21 protein-coding genes are annotated in these 19,731 nt (G+C 65.7%); 12 read left to right on the top strand and 9 right to left on the bottom strand.

The annotated features are described in order from the left end of the window. Window positions 1-103 precede the first annotated feature (103 nt). Complete coding sequence (locus tag ACIQCN_RS04440) at window positions 104-1,063, top strand: heme o synthase (RefSeq protein ID WP_400603897.1); 960 nt, start codon at window positions 104-106, stop codon at window positions 1,061-1,063. A 560-nt stretch (window positions 1,064-1,623) separates the two neighbouring features. Here ACIQCN_RS04440 and ACIQCN_RS04445 read toward each other — a convergent pair. From ACIQCN_RS04445 to ACIQCN_RS04455, 3 genes are read right to left on the bottom strand one after another with little or no spacing between them, the layout of a single operon-like run. Next, window positions 1,624-2,568 (bottom strand): heme A synthase, encoded by a 945-nt coding sequence (locus ACIQCN_RS04445; RefSeq protein ID WP_400609598.1) that lies wholly within the window; start codon window positions 2,566-2,568, stop codon window positions 1,624-1,626. A gap of 7 nt (window positions 2,569-2,575) precedes the next feature. Then, complete coding sequence (locus ACIQCN_RS04450) at window positions 2,576-3,343, bottom strand: ABC transporter permease (RefSeq protein ID WP_400609600.1); 768 nt, start codon at window positions 3,341-3,343, stop codon at window positions 2,576-2,578. Continuing rightward, entirely contained in the window at window positions 3,340-4,308 is a 969-nt protein-coding gene (locus ACIQCN_RS04455; protein WP_400609602.1) for an ABC transporter ATP-binding protein, read from the bottom strand. Before ACIQCN_RS04455 ends, ACIQCN_RS04450 begins: the two co-directional genes overlap by 4 nt. A gap of 125 nt (window positions 4,309-4,433) precedes the next feature. On the opposite strand from ACIQCN_RS04455, the gene ACIQCN_RS04460 reads away from it, so the two are divergent. From ACIQCN_RS04460 to ACIQCN_RS04485, 6 genes are all read left to right on the top strand, one after another. Beyond that, window positions 4,434-5,207: a helix-turn-helix transcriptional regulator gene (locus tag ACIQCN_RS04460; protein ID WP_400609603.1), complete on the top strand. Its 774-nt coding sequence runs from the start codon at window positions 4,434-4,436 to the stop codon at window positions 5,205-5,207. 11 nt (window positions 5,208-5,218) lie between these two features. After that, entirely contained in the window at window positions 5,219-6,679 is a 1,461-nt protein-coding gene (gene sufB, locus ACIQCN_RS04465) for a Fe-S cluster assembly protein SufB (RefSeq protein ID WP_400603886.1), read from the top strand. Window positions 6,680-6,681: 2 nt separating this feature from the next. Further along, window positions 6,682-7,968 carry a Fe-S cluster assembly protein SufD gene (gene sufD / locus ACIQCN_RS04470; protein ID WP_400609605.1) on the top strand — a complete coding sequence of 429 codons (1,287 nt, stop codon included), beginning with the start codon at window positions 6,682-6,684 and terminating at the stop codon, window positions 7,966-7,968. Window positions 7,969-7,979: 11 nt separating this feature from the next. Continuing rightward, window positions 7,980-8,333, top strand: coding sequence for a non-heme iron oxygenase ferredoxin subunit (locus ACIQCN_RS04475; protein WP_400603881.1), 354 nt, complete (start codon window positions 7,980-7,982; stop codon window positions 8,331-8,333). A gap of 79 nt (window positions 8,334-8,412) precedes the next feature. Then, window positions 8,413-9,204, top strand: coding sequence for a Fe-S cluster assembly ATPase SufC (gene sufC / locus ACIQCN_RS04480; RefSeq protein ID WP_400603879.1), 792 nt, complete (start codon window positions 8,413-8,415; stop codon window positions 9,202-9,204). A 9-nt stretch (window positions 9,205-9,213) separates the two neighbouring features. Continuing rightward, window positions 9,214-9,546, top strand: coding sequence for a metal-sulfur cluster assembly factor (locus tag ACIQCN_RS04485; RefSeq protein WP_377215824.1), 333 nt, complete (start codon window positions 9,214-9,216; stop codon window positions 9,544-9,546). A 70-nt stretch (window positions 9,547-9,616) separates the two neighbouring features. Here the strand turns inward: ACIQCN_RS04485 and ACIQCN_RS04490 are convergent, their stop codons facing one another. After that, on the bottom strand, window positions 9,617-10,504 hold the full coding sequence (locus tag ACIQCN_RS04490; protein WP_400603878.1) for a neutral zinc metallopeptidase: 888 nt from the start codon (window positions 10,502-10,504) through the stop codon (window positions 9,617-9,619). A 60-nt stretch (window positions 10,505-10,564) separates the two neighbouring features. Between ACIQCN_RS04490 and ACIQCN_RS04495 the strand changes: the two genes are divergently transcribed. After that, window positions 10,565-11,971 carry a class I adenylate-forming enzyme family protein gene (locus tag ACIQCN_RS04495; RefSeq protein ID WP_400609607.1) on the top strand — a complete coding sequence of 469 codons (1,407 nt, stop codon included), beginning with the start codon at window positions 10,565-10,567 and terminating at the stop codon, window positions 11,969-11,971. Beyond that, the gene (locus ACIQCN_RS04500; protein WP_400609609.1) at window positions 11,961-13,145 is read left to right on the top strand and encodes a thiolase family protein; all 1,185 of its coding nucleotides are present in this window, start codon (window positions 11,961-11,963) and stop codon (window positions 13,143-13,145) included. The genes ACIQCN_RS04495 and ACIQCN_RS04500 overlap by 11 nt, the downstream gene beginning before the upstream one ends. On the opposite strand, the gene ACIQCN_RS04505 is transcribed toward ACIQCN_RS04500, so the two are convergent. From ACIQCN_RS04505 to ACIQCN_RS04515, 3 genes are read right to left on the bottom strand one after another with little or no spacing between them, the layout of a single operon-like run. Next, window positions 13,135-13,776 carry an energy-coupling factor transporter transmembrane component T family protein gene (locus ACIQCN_RS04505; RefSeq protein WP_400609610.1) on the bottom strand — a complete coding sequence of 214 codons (642 nt, stop codon included), beginning with the start codon at window positions 13,774-13,776 and terminating at the stop codon, window positions 13,135-13,137. The genes ACIQCN_RS04500 and ACIQCN_RS04505 overlap by 11 nt on opposite strands. After that, window positions 13,773-14,504, bottom strand: a complete 732-nt coding sequence (locus tag ACIQCN_RS04510; RefSeq protein ID WP_400609612.1) for an energy-coupling factor ABC transporter ATP-binding protein — start codon at window positions 14,502-14,504, stop codon at window positions 13,773-13,775. The genes ACIQCN_RS04505 and ACIQCN_RS04510 overlap by 4 nt, the downstream gene beginning before the upstream one ends. A 9-nt stretch (window positions 14,505-14,513) precedes the next feature. Continuing rightward, complete coding sequence (locus tag ACIQCN_RS04515) at window positions 14,514-15,155, bottom strand: biotin transporter BioY (RefSeq protein WP_400609614.1); 642 nt, start codon at window positions 15,153-15,155, stop codon at window positions 14,514-14,516. A gap of 247 nt (window positions 15,156-15,402) precedes the next feature. Between ACIQCN_RS04515 and ACIQCN_RS04520 the strand changes: the two genes are divergently transcribed. From ACIQCN_RS04520 to ACIQCN_RS04530, 3 genes are all read left to right on the top strand, one after another. Continuing rightward, window positions 15,403-15,687, top strand: a complete 285-nt coding sequence (locus tag ACIQCN_RS04520) for a DUF427 domain-containing protein (RefSeq protein WP_400609616.1) — start codon at window positions 15,403-15,405, stop codon at window positions 15,685-15,687. Window positions 15,688-15,776: 89 nt separating this feature from the next. Next, a complete protein-coding gene (locus ACIQCN_RS04525) occupies window positions 15,777-16,229 on the top strand; it encodes a hypothetical protein (RefSeq protein ID WP_400609617.1) in 453 nt (150 codons plus the stop codon). Between the two features lie 125 nt (window positions 16,230-16,354). Continuing rightward, a complete protein-coding gene (locus ACIQCN_RS04530) occupies window positions 16,355-17,017 on the top strand; it encodes a Crp/Fnr family transcriptional regulator (RefSeq protein WP_400609619.1) in 663 nt (220 codons plus the stop codon). 63 nt (window positions 17,018-17,080) lie between these two features. Here ACIQCN_RS04530 and ACIQCN_RS04535 read toward each other — a convergent pair whose 3' ends face one another. Both ACIQCN_RS04535 and merA read right to left on the bottom strand, forming a co-directional pair. Further along, window positions 17,081-17,755, bottom strand: coding sequence for a haloacid dehalogenase type II (locus tag ACIQCN_RS04535; RefSeq protein ID WP_400609620.1), 675 nt, complete (start codon window positions 17,753-17,755; stop codon window positions 17,081-17,083). Window positions 17,756-17,900: 145 nt separating this feature from the next. Then, complete coding sequence (gene merA / locus ACIQCN_RS04540) at window positions 17,901-19,346, bottom strand: mercury(II) reductase (protein WP_400609622.1); 1,446 nt, start codon at window positions 19,344-19,346, stop codon at window positions 17,901-17,903. Window positions 19,347-19,731: the final 385 nt, after the last annotated feature.

The following is a 19,731-nucleotide window of genomic DNA, read 5'->3' on the forward strand; positions in this document are numbered from 1 at the left end:
GGTGCCGGCGCGGTATGATATTTGGAGGCCTCCGCCGGAACGCGCGCCTTTCTCAGGCGCCACGGCATTTCCCTATGCCGCACAGAACTGCCACACAGAACGGGTGACTGCCACCGTGAGCACAACAGATACGCCGCTAAACGCTTCCCGGGCACCACGTGCCGGGTTTGCACGTAAGGCAAAGGCGTATCTCGCCCTCACCAAGCCGCGCGTCATCGAACTCCTCTTGGTCAGCACCCTGCCCACCATGATCTACGCGGAGCGGGGCTTTCCGTCCATCGGCCTGATCCTGGCCACCCTGGTGGGCGGCGCCTTCGCCGCGGGCAGTGCCGGAGCGTTCAACTGCTATATCGACCGGGACATCGATAAACTGATGCACCGCACCGAGAACCGCCCGCTGGTGACCGGCGAGGTCACACCCCGCGAAGCGCTGGTGTTTTCCTGGCTGCTGGGAGCGGCTGCCATCATCATCCTGTGGTTCGGGGCAAACCCGCTGTCCGCATGGCTCGGCCTCGGTGCGATCTTCTTCTACGTGGTCATCTACACGATCATCCTCAAGCGCCGCACCGCACAGAACATCGTCTGGGGCGGCGCGGCCGGCTGCTTCCCGGTGCTCATCGCCTGGGCGGCCGTCACCAACTCGGTGGAATGGCCCGCCATCATCCTGTTCATGGTCATTTTCCTGTGGACCCCGCCGCACTACTGGCCCCTGTCCATGCGGTACGGCGAGGACTATCGAAACGCCAAGGTGCCCATGCTTGGCGCCATTGCCGGCGCGAAGGTGGTCTCCGTGCAAGTAGTGCTCTACGCCTGGGCCATGGTGGCGTGCTCGCTGCTCATGGTTCCCGCCGGGGGCGCCGGCTGGGTCTACACCGTCACCGCCGTGCTGGCAGGCGCCTGGTTCCTCTACGAATCCCATGCCCTGTACAACCGCGCACAGCGCGAGGACATCCCGGACAAGCGCGCAATGAAGGTCTTCCACGGCTCCATCAGCTATCTGACACTGCTGTTCCTGGCGCTGGCCGTGGATCCGTTCGTCGGCCCCGCTGTGATGGCCGGCTGACCCTCTCTCACTTAATGCGGGCCCTGCGTCGCCCCTCTCTCACCTGATGCAGGCCCTGCGTCGACCCTCTCTCACCTGATGCAGGCCCTGCGTCGACCCTCTCTCACTTAATGCGTTACTTGGGCGGACCCTCTCTCACCTGATGCGTTACTTGGGCGGACCCTCTCTCACCTGATGCAGGCTTTCCACGGATCCTCTCTCAGTTAGCGTTTGCCGCAGCACCTTATCTGAGAGAGGGTTGCCCGGAAACCGGCAGGATCTGAGAGAGGGTTGCCCGGAAACGGGCAGGATCTGAGAGAGGGTTGCCCGGAAACCGGCAGGATCTGAGAGAGGGTTGCCGGCGGGAGGGGTGAGTCTGGTCAGCTCTCGCGCGGGCCTGGTCTTGGGGCCGGGGGTGTTGCGTTCCCGGATGTGGCACGGACACCTCCGATTTCGACGCGCATACGTGTTTTCGACCCGCCCATCCGCTGGCGCATCCCATATACGAGGCGCGAAACCGCACGGGCGCGTCGAAAACCAAGGTGCGCGTCGAAAACCAAGGTGCGCGTCGAAAGCCGCGGCTACTTGACCGGGCTCCAGCGGGCCAGGTCCCAGGTGTTGGTGGCCGCGGCCATCAACAGTGCGGCGCCAAGCATGTGGGTCCCCACGAGCAGAGCCGGGATGCCGTTGTAGTACTGCGTGAACCCGATGACGGCCTGCAGCACCGTGACGGCAAGGAGTCCCAGGACTGCGGCACGGAAGGGCCCGCGGATGCGGCGCATCATGACCACGGCCAGCGCCACGGCTGTTCCCGCGGTCACCAAATAGGCCGGTACTGCGTGGATGTGGGAGAACAGGTCCCAGTCGAGGCCATTGCGCGGCGCCTCAGCGTCACCGGCATGCGGCCCCGCGCCCGTCACGGCGACGCCCAGCACGACGGCAAGGGAAGCAAGAATCGCGACGGCGGCAGTCACCGGCCGCATCATTCCGGGCAGAGCGGGCAGCGCCAGCGTCTGGAACCTGCCGGTCCGGCCGAAGGCGCGGTTCACCAGCAGCGTGGCGAAGACAACCAGGGCCATGGAGACCAGGAAGTGCAGTCCAACCACCCATGGGTTCAGCCCGGTAAGAACCGTGATCCCGCCGATGATGGCCTGTGCCGGGATGCTGGCCAGCAGGCCGAGGGCCAGGAGGAACAGGTCGCGGCGTTCCTTGCGGAGATTCCACAGGTAGACGAGCATCAGGGCCGCAACGGCCGCCAGGGCGAACGTCAGGAGGCGGTTGCCGAACTCGATGAAGCCGTGGATCCCCATTTCCGGTGTGTTGACCAGGGAGGTGTCGGTGCATCGGGGCCAGGTAGGGCAGCCCAGGCCGGAGGAGGTGAGCCGGACGGCGCCTCCGGTCACGACGAGTATCGTCTGGCCCACGAGGGAAGCGACGGCAAGTCCGCGGACCCGCTTGTCAACGGTGCGGGGCAGCCGCGACACGAAGCGGCCGGCGAACTGGGGGAGGCGTGAAGCCGTACTCACGGTTATCTCAATTCCACTTGAACCAACGGATGGCTGCCGCTCCGGCCAGAACCGTCCAGAGCACCAGTATGAGGGCGGCCCCGGTATTAAGGGAGCCGCTGAGGAAAGCCTCGCGCAGGGCTTCGCCCAGGGCGCCGGACGGCAGCAGCGTGACTACGCCCGCAGCCGCCCCCGGCAGGCGCTCCGCCGGCATCATGATCCCGCCCAGCGCGGCAAGGAGTATCCACAGCAGATTGGTGATGGCGAGGGTGGCTTCGGGGCGGACGGTGCCCGCCACCAGCAGGCCCAGCGCGGTGAATGCGGCGGCTCCCAGGACCAGCAGTGCCAGGCCGGGAAGCCAGCCGGCCGCGAGCGGCCGCCAGCCGAGCGCGAACGCCACGGCGGTCACCGCCACGGTCTGCAGGACGAGCACTGCCAGTACGGAGAGCGCCTTGCCGGCCAGCAGCCCGCCGCGGCCCAGGGGAGTGGTGGACAGGAACCTCAGCACGCCGTACCGCCGGTCGAATCCGGTGGCGATGCCTTGCCCGGTGAACGCCGTGGACATGGCGCAGAGGGCCAGGATTCCCGGCACGGCGACGTCGATGCGGCTCGCGCCAAAACCGTCCAGGAATGGAGTGACAGTCAGGCCTATGAGTGCCAGCAGCGGCAGGACGAGGGCCAGGATGAGCTGTTCGCCGTTGCGGAGCATGGCCAGGGCTTCGTAGCGGCCCTGCAGCAGGATCCGGCGGCCCAGCGATGCCGGCGCGGCGGGAACGGCGGCCGGGGTGGCGGTCATCGGATGTCCTTTCCGGAGATGTCAAGGAAGACGTCTTCCAGGCTGCGGGCCTGCAGGCTCATGGCGGCGGGCATGATGTCGTGGGCTTCCCACCAGGCCGCCAGGGCGGCCAGGTGGCGGGGCGCCAAGGCTCCGGTCACGCTGTAGCTGCCGGCCCGCGGCTCGGAGATTTCGACGTCGGCCGGCAGTACGCCGGCCAGGTCCAGTCCAGGGGCTGCGTCGAACACCAGCGTCCGTACATGCTCGGCGCCTTCTTCCACCTCGGGACTGCGCTGGAGCAGTTGCTGAACGGTTCCTTCGGCAACGTTCCGCCCGCCGTCGATGATGTACACGTAGTCCGCAAGGCGCTGTGCGTCATCCATCAGGTGCGTGGTGAGGACGATGCCCATGCCGCCGTCGCGCAGTTCAGCGATGAGGTCGAAGACCAGCTGGCGGGACTGCGGGTCCAGGCCGGCGCTGGGTTCGTCAAGGAACAGCACCTCCGGCCGGCCTACCAGGGCGGCCGCCAGTGCCAGGCGCTGCCGCTGCCCGCCGGACAGGCGCCGCACGGTGGTCCGGGCGAACGCCCCGATGCCCAGCCGGTCCGCGAGCTCGTCCACGGGCCATGGACTGGCGTAAAGGCCGGCAATGTGCCGGAGCAGGGGAAGGGGACGGGCCGACGGCGGGAGCCCGCCATCCTGAAGCATCACACCGACGCGGGCGCGCAGGGCCGCCCCTGCCGAGGCCGGATCCTGGCCCAGCAGCGAGATGATGCCGCCACTGCGCCTCTGCAGGCCCTGGGCACATTCGAGGGTGGTGGTCTTGCCGGCTCCGTTAGCCCCCAGCAGGGCCGTCACCTGGCCGGGCTCGGCGTGGAGGGAGACGCCACTGACCACGCGCAGCATTTTGCCGTCCAGCGCGGCCAGCGGGCCGACGTCCTTAATCAGCCCATGGATGGACAGGACGGGGGAGATGGGGGATCGCACCCGAGTATTCTACGGGACGTAGTATTCTTCGCAGTATTGGGCGCACAGGCCGCCGGGCAGGTCAGGCCAGCCTCCCCTTACTGGAGACACGGACTAAATTACGACATGATTGTGTTGTGTATTCCATGACTACTGCTTCCGCCGTGCCCTTGGCCGGGTCGGCGGCCGACGCCGACGAGCGGACCCGGGACCGGGTCCTCTCCGCCGTCCTGGAACACGGCCCGGTCAGTGCCGCTGAGCTTGGCGAGCTTCTGGGCTTTACCCCCGCTGCCGTGCGCCGCCACCTGGACCACCTTTTCCGCGCCGGCGTCATCGAAGTCAAGCGCGTAGCCCGTGCAGGCGGCGGTGCCGGGCGCCCGGCCCGCCGGTATGTGCTCAGCTCCCAGGGCCAGTCCACCCTTGGCAATGACTACCTGGATATCGCCGCGCTGGCCCTAAAGGAACTCCAGTCGATCGGTGGGCCGGACGCGGTACGGGCATTCGCCGTCGAACGCTTCGCCGAAATGGAGGCGCGCTACGCCCCTGAGGTGGAGGCCGCAGGCCCGGAAATCGCAGACCGGGCCAAGGCGCTGGCGGCAGCCCTCAGCCGCGACAATTTCGTGGCCTCTGCTGCCTCCATCGAGGCCAAGGCGCCCCTTCCCGCAGCCCTTTCCAGCGTGCAGCTGTGCCAGGGCCACTGCCCCATCCAGCAGCTCGCCGCCCGGTTCCCCGTGTTCTGCGACGTCGAGACGGAAGTTTTCTCCCGGCTGGTGGGCGTTGACGTACGCCGCCTGTCCACGCTGGCCCGCGGCGGCCATGTCTGCACCACCCACATACCTACAGGCAGGCTGCCTGTGCGGGAGCCTGCAGGCTCCTCAGCAGTCCCCGCCCGCCTGGACGACGAATCCAACCATCAGTAAGAAAGGCCGTGATGACGGACCAACTATCAGAGAAGGCAGCCGAAAACACTGTGATCTCCGAGATTCTGGAAAAGAATCCGGAGCTCCACGGCATCGGCACCTACGAGTACGGCTGGGCCGACAAGAATGATGTCGGCGCCAATGCCCGCCGTGGGCTTGACGAAGAGGTTGTCCGCGACATTTCGGCGAAGAAGAGCGAGCCGGAGTGGATGCTGGACCTGCGCCTCAAGGGCCTGAAGTACTTTGACCGCAAGCCCATGCCCACCTGGGGTGCGGACCTGTCGGGGATCGACTTCGACAACATCAAGTACTTCGTACGCTCCACGGAAAAGCAGGCAGCCACTTGGGAAGACCTGCCCGAAGACATCCGCAACACGTACGAGAAGCTGGGCATCCCGGAAGCCGAGCGCAGCCGCCTGGTCTCCGGCGTTGCCGCGCAGTACGAATCCGAGGTGGTCTACCACCAGATCCGCGAGGACCTCGAGGCCCAGGGCGTCATCTTCCTGGACACTGATACCGCGCTGAAGGAACACCCGGAGATCTTCCAGGAGTACTTCGGCACCGTCATCCCCGTGGGCGACAACAAGTTCGCTTCGCTGAACACGGCGGTGTGGTCCGGCGGATCTTTCGTCTACGTTCCCAAGGGCGTCCACGTGGACATCCCGCTGCAGGCCTACTTCCGCATCAACACCGAGAACATGGGCCAGTTCGAGCGGACCCTGATCATCGCGGACGAAGACTCCTACGTGCACTACATCGAAGGCTGCACCGCCCCGATCTACACGTCGGACTCGCTGCACTCGGCCGTGGTGGAAATCATCGTGAAGAAGGGCGCCCGCGTCCGCTACACCACGATCCAGAACTGGTCCAACAACGTGTACAACCTGGTGACCAAGCGCGCCGTCTGCGAAGAGGGCGCCACCATGGAATGGGTCGACGGCAACATCGGCTCCAAGGTCACCATGAAGTACCCGGCCGTCTACCTGGTGGGCGAGCACGCCAAGGGCGAGACCCTGTCCATCGCGTTCGCCGGCGAGGGCCAGCACCAGGACACCGGTTCCAAAATGGTGCACATCGCACCGAACACGAAGAGTTCCATCATTTCCAAGTCCGTGGCCCGCGGCGGCGGCCGTGCAGCCTACCGCGGCCTGGTCCAGGTCCGCGAAGGCGCCAAGCACTCGGCCAACACCGTGCGCTGCGATGCGCTGCTGGTGGACACCATCAGCCGCTCGGACACCTACCCGTACATCGACATCCGCGAGGATGACGTCGTGATGGGCCACGAGGCAACCGTTTCCCGGGTCAGCGAAGAGCAGCTCTTCTACCTGATGTCCCGCGGCATGCGCGAAGACGAGGCCATGGCGATGATCGTCCGCGGCTTCATCGAGCCCATCGCCCGTGAGCTCCCCATGGAGTACGCACTCGAGCTGAACCGCCTCATTGAACTGCAGATGGAAGGGTCCGTCGGATAACGATGACTGAAATCACTACTGAAAAGGCACGCATCGGCGCGCCTTCAGCCCAGCCGTTCATCAACGGCTTCACGGAGGAAGGCGAGAGCCTTTCGCCCATCAACGCCGCGGATGCCAAGGCGCCCCTGGCCGGAGCCTCTGCCAAGAGCCACTCCCACGGCGGCGGTGTGGGCATCCCTGACAGTTCCCGCGCCGGCCGCCTCACCTCCTACACGCTTGCAGACTTCAAGCCGCTGACCGGCATGGAGGAGGACTGGCGCTTCACCCCGCTCAAGCGCCTCCGTGGCCTGCACAGCGAAATCCTGTCCGGTACCGCCCCCGCAGTCACGGTCAGCGGTCCGGAGCAGGTACGTGTTGAAACCGTGGGCCGCGACGACCGCCGCATCGGCACGGCCGGGATCCCCGAGGACCGCGTGTCGGCCAACGCATGGGAGAACTTCGGCCAGGCCACCGTTGTCACCGTCCCGTCGGAATTCGAGGCGCTCACCGAAGTGAGCGTTGACATCGAAGGTTCCGCCGGCGAAGCCGCCGCACAGCACCTGGTGATCGTCGCGGAGAAATTCTCCAAGTCCGTCGTCGTCCTTAACCACCGCGGTTCCGCCGTGCTTTCGCAGAACGTGGAAATCGTTGTCGAGGACGGCGCAACCCTCACTGTCATCACGCTCCAGGAATGGAACGACGATGCGGTGCACGCTTCCTCCCAGCAGGCGAAGATCGGGCGCGACGCCAAGTTCAAGCACATCATGGTGAGCCTCGGAGGCGACCTGGTCCGTGTTACCCCGTCTGCCCGCTTCACTGCCCCCGGCGGCGAAGCCGAGATGTTCGGCCTGTACTTCGCCGACGCCGGCCAGCACCTGGAGCAGCGCCTGTTCGTTGACCACGCCGTGGCCAACTGCAAGTCCAACGTGCTGTACAAGGGCGCGCTTCAGGGCCGGAACGCCCACGCCGTGTGGGTTGGCGATGTCCTGATCCGCAAGGAAGCCGAAGGCACCGATACCTACGAGGCCAACCGCAACCTGCTGCTGACGGACGGTGCCCGCGCCGACTCCGTGCCCAACCTCGAAATCGAGACCGGCCTGATCGAGGGTGCCGGCCACGCCAGCGCCACCGGCCGCATGGATGACGAGCACCTGTTCTACCTGATGGCACGCGGCATCCCCGAGGACGTTGCCCGCCGCCTGGTGGTCCGCGGCTTCCTGAACGAGATCATCCAGCAGATCAAGGTTCCCTCCATCGAGGAGCGGCTCACCGACGCTGTGGAGCGCGAACTCGCGCTGACGGACAACTGAGGTACGGGGTCATGAGCAACCAGCCAAAGGGTGAGCTCGTCTGCAAGGCGGATGAGATCAAGCCCAAGCAGGCGCTGCGGATCCTGATCGACGACTACCCGGTCGCCGTGGTCAAGGATTCCATGGGCGAAATCCATGCGATCGGGGACACCTGCTCGCATGCTGATATTTCGCTCTCCGAAGGCGACGTTGAAGGCTGCGCCATCGAGTGCTGGGGCCACGGTTCCCAGTTCGACCTGCGCAGCGGCCAGCCGCTGCAGCTGCCTGCTTATGACCCCGTTCCGGTCTTCGCCGTTGAGATCCATGGCGACGAGGTGTACGTGGACGTCACCAACGTCCTCAATGGCGCCTCCGTCACCGGCTAGCACCCAGATTTACGAAACTACTTCCAGATAAAAGACCGCACCGCGCCGGGAGGCACGGTGCAGAGGAGAACACGGACACATGTCTACTCTTGAGATCAAGGACCTGCACGTCAGCATTGAGACGGAGCAGGGCACCAAGGAAATCCTGAAGGGCGTCAGCCTGACCATCCGCACGGGCGAAACCCACGCGATCATGGGCCCCAACGGTTCGGGCAAGTCTACCCTTGCTTCCACCATCGCCGGTCACCCCCGCTACAACGTCACCAGCGGTTCCATCACGCTCGACGGCGAAGACGTGCTGGAAATGAGCGTGGACGAGCGCGCCCGCGCCGGCGTCTTCCTCGCCATGCAGTACCCCGTTGAGGTTCCCGGCGTGAGCATGACCAACTTCCTGCGCACGGCCAAGACCGCCATCGACGGCGAAGCCCCCAAGCTGCGCACCTGGACCAAGGATGTCAAAGATGCCATGCAGAAGCTGCGCATCGACGCCGACTTCGCCCAGCGCAACGTCAACGAAGGCTTCTCCGGCGGTGAAAAGAAGCGCGTGGAAATCCTGCAGCTCGAGCTGTTCAAGCCCAAGTTCGCCGTCCTGGACGAGACCGACTCGGGCCTGGACGTTGACGCGCTGAAGGTCGTCTCCGAAGGCGTCAACCGGGCGCACGCCGAAGGCAACATGGGCACGCTGCTCATTACCCACTACACCCGCATCCTGCGCTACATCAAGCCGGACTTCGTGCACGTGTTCGTTGATGGCCAGGTTGTCGAGGAGGGCGGCCCCGAGCTGGCCGACCGCCTGGAAGAAGAAGGCTACGACCGCTACGTCAAGGGTGCCGGCGCTGCTTCCGTGACCGCTGCCGCTCCGGCCCAGTAAGGACCAGCCATGACCGAAATCACGCCGGGCCAGACGGCCCTGGAGGATGTCGAAGAGGCACTCAAGGATGTCATCGATCCCGAGCTGGGCGTGAACATCGTGGACCTTGGGTTGCTTTACGGCCTGAAGTACTCGGACGACGACGGCGCGCTGCTGATCGACATGACGCTGACCACCGCAGCGTGCCCGCTCACCGATGTGCTCGAGGAGCAGGTGGGCAAGGCACTGGACGGCGTCGTGGACGACTGGCGCCTCAACTGGGTCTGGATGCCGCCGTGGGGTCCCGAGCGGATCACCGATGACGGCAAGGACCAGATGCGGGCCCTCGGCTTCAACATCTGATCAGGCACGTACGACGGCGGCCGGTCACCTTCACTGCGAAGGTGACCGGCCGCTCCCGTTAGAAGGATATTCAGAGCGTGCGGGCCGCGAACGTGTCGCACTGCCTGATGTCGCCGGACTCATAGCCACGGCTGAACCAGCGCTGGCGCTGCTCACTGGAACCGTGCGTCCAGGCCTCGGGATTAACCTGCCCCGTGGTGGACTCCTGGATCCGGTCGTCGCCCACGGCGGAGGCGGCGGACAGGGCGTCGTTCAGATCCTGCTGCGTGAGCGGCTCAAGGAACGGCTGGCCCGTGGACGGATCCGGCACTGTGGTGGCGTGCTTGGCCCAAAGTCCCGCGTAGCAGTCCGCCTGGAGCTCAACGCGCACGGCGCCGGACTCCGGCCCCTGCGGATCCTGCTGCGCCCGGTTGATGTCGCCCAGGACGTTCTGCACGTGGTGACCGAATTCGTGCGCCACTACGTATTCCTGCGCCAGCGGTCCGCCGGATGAACCGAAGCGGTTCACGAGTTCCTGGAAGAAATCAGGGTCGAAGTAGGCCGTGGTGTCGGCCGGGCAGTAGAAGGGTCCCACTGCGCTGGTGGCGGAGCCGCAGCCGGTGTTGGTCCCGCCGGTGAAGATCACGGTCTCCGGCTGCGGGTATTTCACGTTGTATTGCGCAAGGTATTCCGGCCAGAACTCGTTCAGGCTGTTGACGGTGCCGGTGATCCGGCAATCCACCCGCTGGTCGGCGTCCGCGCCGGTGCTGCAGGCCGGCGCTGTTCCCTGCTCCTGCCCAGGGGGAGCCTGGCCGGCCCCGGCCAGCCCTTCCAAAAGCTGGGGATTGACGCCGAGGAGGGCTGCGATAAGGAGGATGAGCCCGCCGCCGATGCCGCCGCCCACCTTCACACCGCGGCCCATGCCGCGCCGGTCCTGGACCTGCGATGGATCCAGCTGCACGTTGTCATTGAAACTCATAAGGTCACAATAGCCGCTGGCCCTCCGTGGGGAAGGGGCCCGGCCGGTAAAGTTGATCCGATGCCTTTTCTCAACAAGCTTCAGCGCTGGGCCGCAGAACGGCCCCACGACACCGCCGTCGTGATCGCGGGCCGCCGCCTGGACTGGGCGCAGTTCCGGGATGAAGCGGCCTCCCTGGTCGCGGAAACCAAATCCGTGGCGGCCCTGTGCGAGCCCAACTCGATCGGCTTCGCAGTGAAATTCGCCGCCGCAGTTGCAGGCGGCCGGCAGTGCGCAGTGCTCGATCCCGCCTGGCCCGTCCTCCTGCAGGAGGAGATCGTGCACCGGGTCCACGCCGCTGCGCAGGCTGTGGCCGTCGCGACCGATGATGCGCTGGAGGACGGCCCGGGGGACTCCCCGTTCCTGATCGGCCTTACCTCCGGCACCACGGCGGTCCCGAAGGCCTTTACCCGGTCGAGACGGTCCTGGAAGGAGTCGTTTGAGGCCTCCATCGAGTTCTTTGGCCTTCGCCAGGATGACGTCACGCTGGCGCCTGGGCCGCTGGCTGCGAGCCTGAACCTGTATGCCCTGGCCGAGTGCCTCTACGCGGGATCCGAATTCCAGACCCTCGAAACTTTCGACGTCGGGAACGTGCACTCGGCCATCACCCACGACCGCGTCACCCGCCTGGTGCTGGTGCCCACGATGCTCCGCATGCTCAGCGAACGGGGGCTGACCGGTTGCGTGGATGCCTCCGGAGTGCGGACCATCATTTGCGCGGGTTCCAAGTTGGATGCGCGCACCCTGGAGGCGGCCCGCCGCTGGGCGCCGAACGCCACCATCTACGAGTACTACGGCGCCTCCGAACTCAGCTTCGTTTCCGGCGCGGGGCTCCCGGCCGGCGCGGCGCCGGCCCTGGGCGGCACCGGGATCGGGCGGCCTTTCCCGGGCGTGGCGGTGCAAATCATGGACGACGGCGGGTCCCCGCTTCCCGACGGCCAGCCCGGCAATATCTGTGTCCGGAGCGCCATGGTCAGCAACGGCTATCTGTGGGGCGACGACGGCGAGGCGCTTCGCTCATTCGACGGCTGGTTCACCGTAGGGGACCAGGGATACCTTGACGCCGGCGAATTGCACATCCTGGGCCGGCGTTCGGACATGATCCTTACTTCAGGCAAGAACGTCTACCCGCACGAGGTTGAGTTGGCACTGGGGGCCGTTCCCGGCGTGGCTGCTGCCGTTGCAGCGGGCATGCCGGACGATCTGCGCGGCCAGCGGGTAGTGGCCGGCGTAGTACCGTCCCACGGTGGCGTCACGGCCACCCAGCTTCGTGCCGGACTTGCGGACATCCTGGCAAGGGACAAGCGGCCCCTGCAGTTCTATGCCCTGGCGGAGCTGCCGGTGACGGACCGCGGCAAGGTCAGCCGCAGCCTGCTCCTCGATTGGATCGACGCGCGGGATGCGCGGGTCCGAAGCCTTGGCACCTGATCTCCTCCCGCCCGGCCGGCAGCCGGTCATCATCGCCGCCCGCCGCACTCCCGTGTGCCGCACGAACGGTGCTCTGCGTGGCCTGCGGCCCCATGCGCTGCTCGCGCCGGTCCTGCGGGAGTTGGTGACGGACGCGGGTGTCGACGCCTCCGCCGTGACGGACGTGGTGGTCGGCAACGCCGTGGGCGGCGGCGGGAACGTGGCGCGCTACGCCTTGCTGGAAGCCGGATTCCCGGTAGGCGTGCCGGGGCTCACCGTCGACCGTCAGTGCGGCTCGGGACTGGATGCCATCGTGCTGGCCGGCGGCCTGGTTGCCGCCGGCGGCAACCCCCTCTATCTTGCCGGAGGAGTGGAAAGCACCAGCACGGCGCCCCTTCGCGCCTACCAGGACGACGACGGCGTTCCTGAGTTTTTTGCGCGCGCCCGGTTTGTTCCGGCAGACTTCGGCGACCCGGATATGGGAGTCGCGGCGGAAAACGTCGCCAAGCGATTCGGCGTCGGCCGGGAGCGGCAGGACGGGTTCGCATTACGGAGCCACCAGCGGGCCCTTGCGGCGGCCGCTGCAGGCCGTTTTGCAGCCGAGACAGTGCCCCTGGCCGGTCCCGGGGGAACAGTGGCCGCCGATGACGGTCCCCGCCGCGGTCTCAGCCCGGCCGTAATGGCGAGGTTCCCCGCCGCCTTTGTGGAAGGAGGAAGCGTCACGGCCGGAAACTCGTGCTTCGACGCTGACGCCGCGTCCGCCGTCGTTATTACTTCCCTGCAGCGCGCCAGGGAACTGGGCGCTTCAGACGGCCTGCTGGTCGTGGGCACAGCGACGTCGGGCGTGGAACCGCAGCTCCTGGGCGTGGGCGCGGCCGCGGCGGCGCGCAAAGTGCTGGCAGCGGCAGAAGTAAAGCCCGGCCGGCTTGACCTGGTGGAGTTCAATGAAGCGTTTGCCGCACAGGCGCTGGCCAGCCTGGACCTGCTGGGAATCGATCCTGCAGCGGCCAACCTCGACGGCGGCGCCCTCGCCCTGGGCCACGCCTATGGGGCGTCCGGCGCCGTCCTGGTCACCCGGCTTCTTGCCCAGGCCCGGGAGGCGGACCGGCCGGGACTGCTGGCGTTGGCCATGATCAGTATTGCGGGCGGGATGGGCACGGCGGCGCTGATGCAGTACGTGAAGCTCAGGGACTGACTTCGGCCCCCTCGTCGGGCTCGCCCAGGCCGCGGGCGGCCAGTGCTTCGCCGGTCTGGCGGGCAAACGCCACCGAGGTGATGAAAACGGGCAGGACCAGTGCCCGCGGATTCCGTTCCAGGCCCCTGGCCCGGGCCGAATCGCGGACGTCCGCGAAGGTTCCGGCGATGTAGGGGATGCTGCGCAGCATGACGCCAATGGTGAGGGCAAAGCGTTCGGGATCGGCGCCAAACCGCTTGAACGGTCCGGCTGCCTTTACTACCGCGTCAAGGATCTGCTGGACAGGCGTGGTGGCGGACAACAGCGATGCGGCCACCACGCAGATCAGGATGTTCAGCACAATGCGTGCGGACGCCGGGCCGCCCAGCTGCCACCACTGGAAAGCGCCGATGACCAGCAGCACGGGCACCAGCGGACCCACCGCCGCCCAGAGCCGCTTGGGACCGGCTCCCGTGCTGAGGAACAGAACACACAGGGCTGCCAGGCCGGCACCGGAAACCCTCCAGTCCACCACGATGAACGATGCTAGCCCCGTGGTGAACACGAGCACGAATTTCAGTCCGGCCGGCGCCCGGTGGAGCACTGAGTTGCCGGGAACGTAGTTGGCCAGAAGGAAGCCGTGGCCCCTCATCGGGTACCTGTTCCGGGGCCGGCAGTGGTGTGCAGGCACAATTCCCTGTAGGCCGCAACGGCAGCGGCCGGCGGGCCGTCAAAGTGAACGCGGCCCGCTTCGATCACCAGGACCCTGTCCATCTCGAGTGCGAGGTCAAGGTCATGGGTGGACATGATGATTTGCTGGTCCAGGCCTGCCAGGGTGAGGCGCAGCAGTTCCCGGTTGCGCAGGTCCAACAGGGTGGACGGTTCATCGAGGACGAGGACACCGGGTTCGACGGCGAGGACGGCGGCGAGCGCCATCAGCTGGCGTTCGCCGCCGGAGAGCTCGTAAATGCTCTGGTCCGCGAGGTGAAGCAGGCCCAGCCGGTCCATTGCGGCCTCTGCCTGCCTGCGCCGCTCTGCACCGTTCCGGACCGAGCGGCGCAGGGACAGTTCCACGTCCTCCCGGCCTGTGGGCATCACCAGCTGGGACAACGGATCCGTGAAGACGAAGCCAACCGTGCGCCGGACGGCGCGGACGGCGCCGACGGTGTCCGCGCCGTCCACCGTTACGCTGCCGGACGTGGGCTGGACCAGGCCGTTCACCAGGCGCAGCAGGGTGGACTTGCCGGAACCGTTGGCGCCTATGACTCCGATCCGTTGGTCGGTGAGCCGCAGGGTGATGTCGTCCAGCAGCACCTTCGGGACGGGGGAGTGCTCCACCGGGACGGACACCGTCACCTCGTCGAAGCTCACTGCGGGCATGGTGGAAACCTAGTCCCGGATCTGCATGGGAGCCGTACGGAGGGTGCGCCGCACCAGGATGTCCGGGAAGGCGCGGTGCAGGGCAACGGCGATGAGTCCTGCGAGGACATTCTTGACCAGGTCTCCGGGGTAGAAGATGAGGTCGCTGAGGAATGCCTGGCCGATGGTTGCCTTCGTGTTCATTGCGATGCCGAGAATGCCCAGTGAGTGGACTACCACCACGCTGGTGACAGTGGCGGCGAGGAAGAACCAGAGGGCACGGACCTTGGCGGTGCGGCGGATGACGACGGTGGCCAGCCATCCCACCACGCCTGCGGCAATGGGGAATGCGATGATGTAGCCCACCGAGGGGCCGGCCAGGATGCCCAGGCCGCTGCGGCCCTGGCTGAAGATCGGGAGCCCTGCCAGGCCGAGCAGGACGTAAAGGCCGACGGCGGCGAAGCCGCGGCCCGGGCCGAGCACCAGGCCTGTCAGCATGACGGCGAGGGTTTGGAAGGTGATGGGGACGCCGAACCCGTTGACGGCGAGCCCCGGAACGAGCGCGGAGCCGGCCACGAGCGCCGCGAATACGGCGATCAGGCCGAGATCAGTGGCGTTCCAGGTGCGGCGCAGCGCTGGCTTGGGTTCTGCGGAGGTGCGTGTGTTGCCCATGGTGGTCCTGTCGCTGGTGTACAAGGAAAATGTGATGTGCTCCCGACGTTACCGGGGCATTGGCAGTGCAGTTTTGTGGGGGACCTACTAAGTGGATGGCACGCTGCTGAGCGCTGTTCACAAATCGATGGCCTTGGCCACTCATCGTCCGGCCGACTGTGTGCTGTGCTACAGAACCCGAGGAGTCGGGCGCCTTAGGGTGGACACCTGCCCTAACCCTCGGGCCAATTGCGAAAGGAACACGATCATGGTCAAGGCCATCTGGAACGGCGCGGTTATCGCCGAATCCGACGACACAGTGGTTGTGGAAGGAAACCACTACTTTCCCCGGAAGGACGTCAATCCGAGCTACCTCCAGGACAGCGACATGTCTTCCTTCTGCCCCTGGAAGGGACAAGCCAGCTATCACACGCTGGAAGTCAACGGTCAGCGGAATGTGGACGCAGCATGGTATTACGCCGACCCAAAATCCCGCGCCCAGCCCATCAAGGACCGCGTCGCGTTTTGGCGCGGTGTGACCATCGAGGATTAGCGGGCTGCTGTGTAGCCCAGTTCACTGAACCGCTCCAGGGGACCGGCAAGGCTGAACTGGTAAGCACAACTTCGAGGAAAGGAATCATCATGGCTTCCGCTTCAGCACTACCACACCACCCCACGGCTACCCAGCTCGGCCGAAAGATCGTAGCCGGTGCGGCCGGCGGCCTCGCAGGCGGGCTGGTGTTCGGCATGCTCATGTCCCTCATGGGCATGCTCCCGATGGTCGCATCCATGGTCGGCTCCGACTCTGCTGCCGTCGGTTTTGGCGTGCACATGGTGATTTCCGTGCTCATCGGCTGGGGCCTCGTCATACCCTTGGGGGGCATGCTCTCCACCTCGTATGCCAAGGGCGCAGTAATCGGCCTCGCCTATGGTGCGATGTGGTGGGTTCTGGGCCCCTTGGCCATCATGCCGGCCATGCTCGGAATGCCTCTCTTCGCCATTGACGCGATGGCCATGTTCAGCCTCATGGGCCATCTGGTATACGGCGTTATTCTGGGACTGGTGGCGGTCCGGATCCTCAAAGGCCAGGTATGACCGATATTTGCCGTGCGGACGTGGCAGCTGCCGTATCAGGAGACCTGCGACCATGGTCCCCCCGACAACGAGAGGCCAATCCCCTGACAGCAGGACCAGCCGACGCATTTGCTTGCCTGACCGAGGTGGATCTCTTCGCCGACCTCACGCCAGAGGAGATGGGGGCCATGGAGCTCATGGCCCCCGCACGCAGATTCCGCCGGGGAGAGCTGCTGTATAGCCGGAGTCAGCCACTAACAGCGTTGTTTATCCTCAAGAGCGGACGGGTCCGGGTATTCCGCGTGACCGAGGACGGCAAGGCACTGACCATGGCCATCCTTGAACCAGGAGCCGTTTTTGGCGAGATGGTGCTGATCGGCCAGCGTATGTATGACAATTACGCCGAGGCCATTGAGGACTCGGCTGTTTGCCAGCTCAGCGTTGAAGAAGTGGAACGCTACCTGCTCGCCGACCCGAGGATCGCGGTGCGCATCTCCCGACTGCTCGGTGAGCAGGTTGCCCGGCTGGAGGAGCGGCTCACGGACCTTGCGCTTCGGCCGCTGGCAGCACAGGTTGCCTCCACCCTGCTGAAATTGGGTGATACCGCCTCCCCAGGACGGTTCGGACAGGGACCGACCATCCACCTGACGCACGAACAGCTCGCCGGGCTGCTCGGTGCTTCACGGGAAGCGACAAGCAAAATCATGAGCGACCTTGCGGCTCGACGGGCCGTCCGGCAGGGGCGCGGCCGGATTATCATCCACGACCGCGCGCTATTGAACAGAATCGCCCGCAGCTCCGCCGGGTAGGCCCACAAAGCCATCTTCACCACGTAATGACCACGCTGAACCGCAGGCGCCATCAACCGTTGTTCATGTGGCTGTCGCCAGCGAGGATGCCAGCTCAGGGAGCGTGGCCGCGGTGTAGTCGGGCGCCCGGAAGTAGTCGGGGTATGGGCCGCCGGACCGGTTAAGCCAGGCCGTGGCGAGTCCTGCGCGGGCAGCGCCGTGGATGTCCCAAGGGTGCACGGCCACGAGCAACATCTGGTCAGGGGTGGCCCCGCAGACCGATGCAGCGTATTCGTAGGAGGCCGGGTTCGGTTTCCAGGCCGGAGCGTCCTCGACGGAGAGCAGCCGTTCGAACCTGTCCCGGATCCCGGCATCGGCAAAGAGCTTCTCGGCCACTTGCGTTGACCCGTTGGTGAGCGTGACGAGCCGGTAACCTGCTGCGCCGAGGGCTGTCACGCCGTCGGGGACGTCCGTGTGCACTCGAAGGCCGGAGAAGCCGGCCATGACGTGCTTCACGGCCGAGTCGGCATCCTGGTTCAATTCGGTGCCCGCAAACAGGCCGTGCAGTGCTTCGGCGCCGATGGCGGCGAAGCTTCTGTTGTCACCGGAGGCCGTCAGGGCAAAACCGTCCCGCAGCAGCGTGGCAAACCACAATTTTGCCAGCTGAGCGGGTGCACCGACCTCGACGAACCGCTGGCCCATGGGGGACATGTCGGACAGTGTCTCGTTGACGTCAAAAACGATGACCGAAGGTTTCAACCGTGGATCTCCTTTTTGTTCGCATGTGATTCGCTGCCGGGACCAGTTTTCCTTGCGGTACTTGAATTTGTCGAGGAAGGCGTGATGGAGCCATTCCCCGGCGAAGCAGGGGCAAGTCCGCCGCGGTGATGCGTCTGGAGCAGGCTCATGTTGCGCAGCAGGAAAGCCGGGAGATGTCCATGGTGTAGGACTGCGCGGCGATCTTGATCCCTTCGGCCATTGTCAGGTAAGGACTCCACAGGTTCGCCACCTGGTCGACAGTCATTCCGGCCGCCAGGATATACACGCCTGCTGCCGCAATATCTCCAGCCTCCTTGCCGACCGCGGTGAGCCCGAGAATCCGGCCGGTCCCGGTCTCGGCCATGAGCTTGATGAAGCCGCGCGTATCCCGGTTTACCAGTGCCCTGGGTACGTATTCCAGCGGGAGAACACGGCATTCACAACTGATGCCGCTACTTCGGGCTTCCCTGTCGGTCATACCAACGGCTGCCATTGCGGGGCTGGTGAACGCCACACGTGGCAGGTGCCGGTAGTCCACTTTGCGCCCGGCGCCAGTGAAGGCGTTTTCAGCAACAAGTGCACCGTGCGCGGATGCCACATAAACAAAGTTCCTGTGACCGGTGACGTCACCGGCGGCCCAGATGCGCGGATTGGTGCTGGCCATCGTGGCCTTAACGACTATTTCACCGGTGTCTCCGGTTTGCACTCCCACGCCGTGCAGGTTCAGCCCGTGGGTGGCAGGACGCCGTCCGGTGGCCATAAGCAGGCGGCTGGCCCTGAATTCTTCCTTCGCTCCGGCGACATCCGCAATTGCCCGGATTCCTCCCGTTGCCGCGTCCGGGCCTACTGACTTTATGGTGGCACGGCGGACTACACGGATCCCCTCGTCACTGAAGACGCTCATCAGGGCCCGCGCGGCCTCCGGTTCCTCGGCCGAGGCCAGACGGGAGCGGACCAGCATGGTCACTTTGGTTCCCAGCCGCGAGAACAGCTGGGCCTGCTCGATCGCCACGTACCCCCCGCCGACCACCAGCATGGACTCGGGAACCTCTTCCAGTTCCATGGCCGTGGTGGAGGTAAGGTACTGCGTCTCCCGGAGTCCGGGAACTTCCGGGACCCATGGCGCTGACCCGGTGGCCACCAGGTAGTGGGCCGCGGCTACTGATACCTTTTCGCCGTCCGTGGCGGTGATCTCCAGGGCGGGGTCCTCCGGCGTGCCGGTGAATGAGGCGTCTCCGTTTCTGAAGTCCCAGCCGTAGTGAGTGATCAGGTCAACATACTTCCCGGTCCGCATTTCCGCTATCAGGGAACGCTTTCCGGCAATCAGGCCGTGCATGTCCACCGGGCCTGCGGAGGCGTCTATGCCGCGGAATCTCGAACCGGCGTCCAGCGCCACGTGACGCGCTTCAGCAGCTGCAAGCAATGCCTTAGATGGGACACAACCCGTGTTCACGCACGTCCCACCCGTGGTTGATCGGTCCACCATTAACACCGACTTGCCAAATTTTGTTGCCCGAATGGCGGCTGCGAAGGCTCCGCCGCCGGAGCCGATAATCGCAAGGTCTACATCAATGTCTGGTTTGGCGCTCATGGCGCTCCCTTCGGGAGTGGTCTCGGCCACCCTACTCTTCACCCGTCCCGATAGGGGAAGGTCAAGGCATGCTTGAAGGAGGATCATTCACGGGCCTGCGGCAGCCCGAAGGAGTGCACTACCCGGCAAGGAGAGGTGTCAGATGTTGATTGGCCAGGCCGCCGCGACGGTGGGCGTGACCACCAGGGCGGTCCGCTTCGACGGGGGTGAAATGCCTGCCCGCTGCCGGTCGTCATGGCCCTGGTGAAGCAACTGCACGAAGGACGGATACATCAACGTCGGCGGCAGCCGGGACAGTACAGGGCGGGGGTAGTTCCAAGGCTGCTGTCCAGGACAACAGATAATCCGCTTGGGCGGCCAGGCTGGTATCCGAATTCCTACCCTC

Origin of the sequence: Pseudarthrobacter sp. NPDC092424 (assembly GCF_044754925.1) — a bacterium.
In the GTDB taxonomy this organism is placed as follows: domain Bacteria; phylum Actinomycetota; class Actinomycetes; order Actinomycetales; family Micrococcaceae; genus Arthrobacter.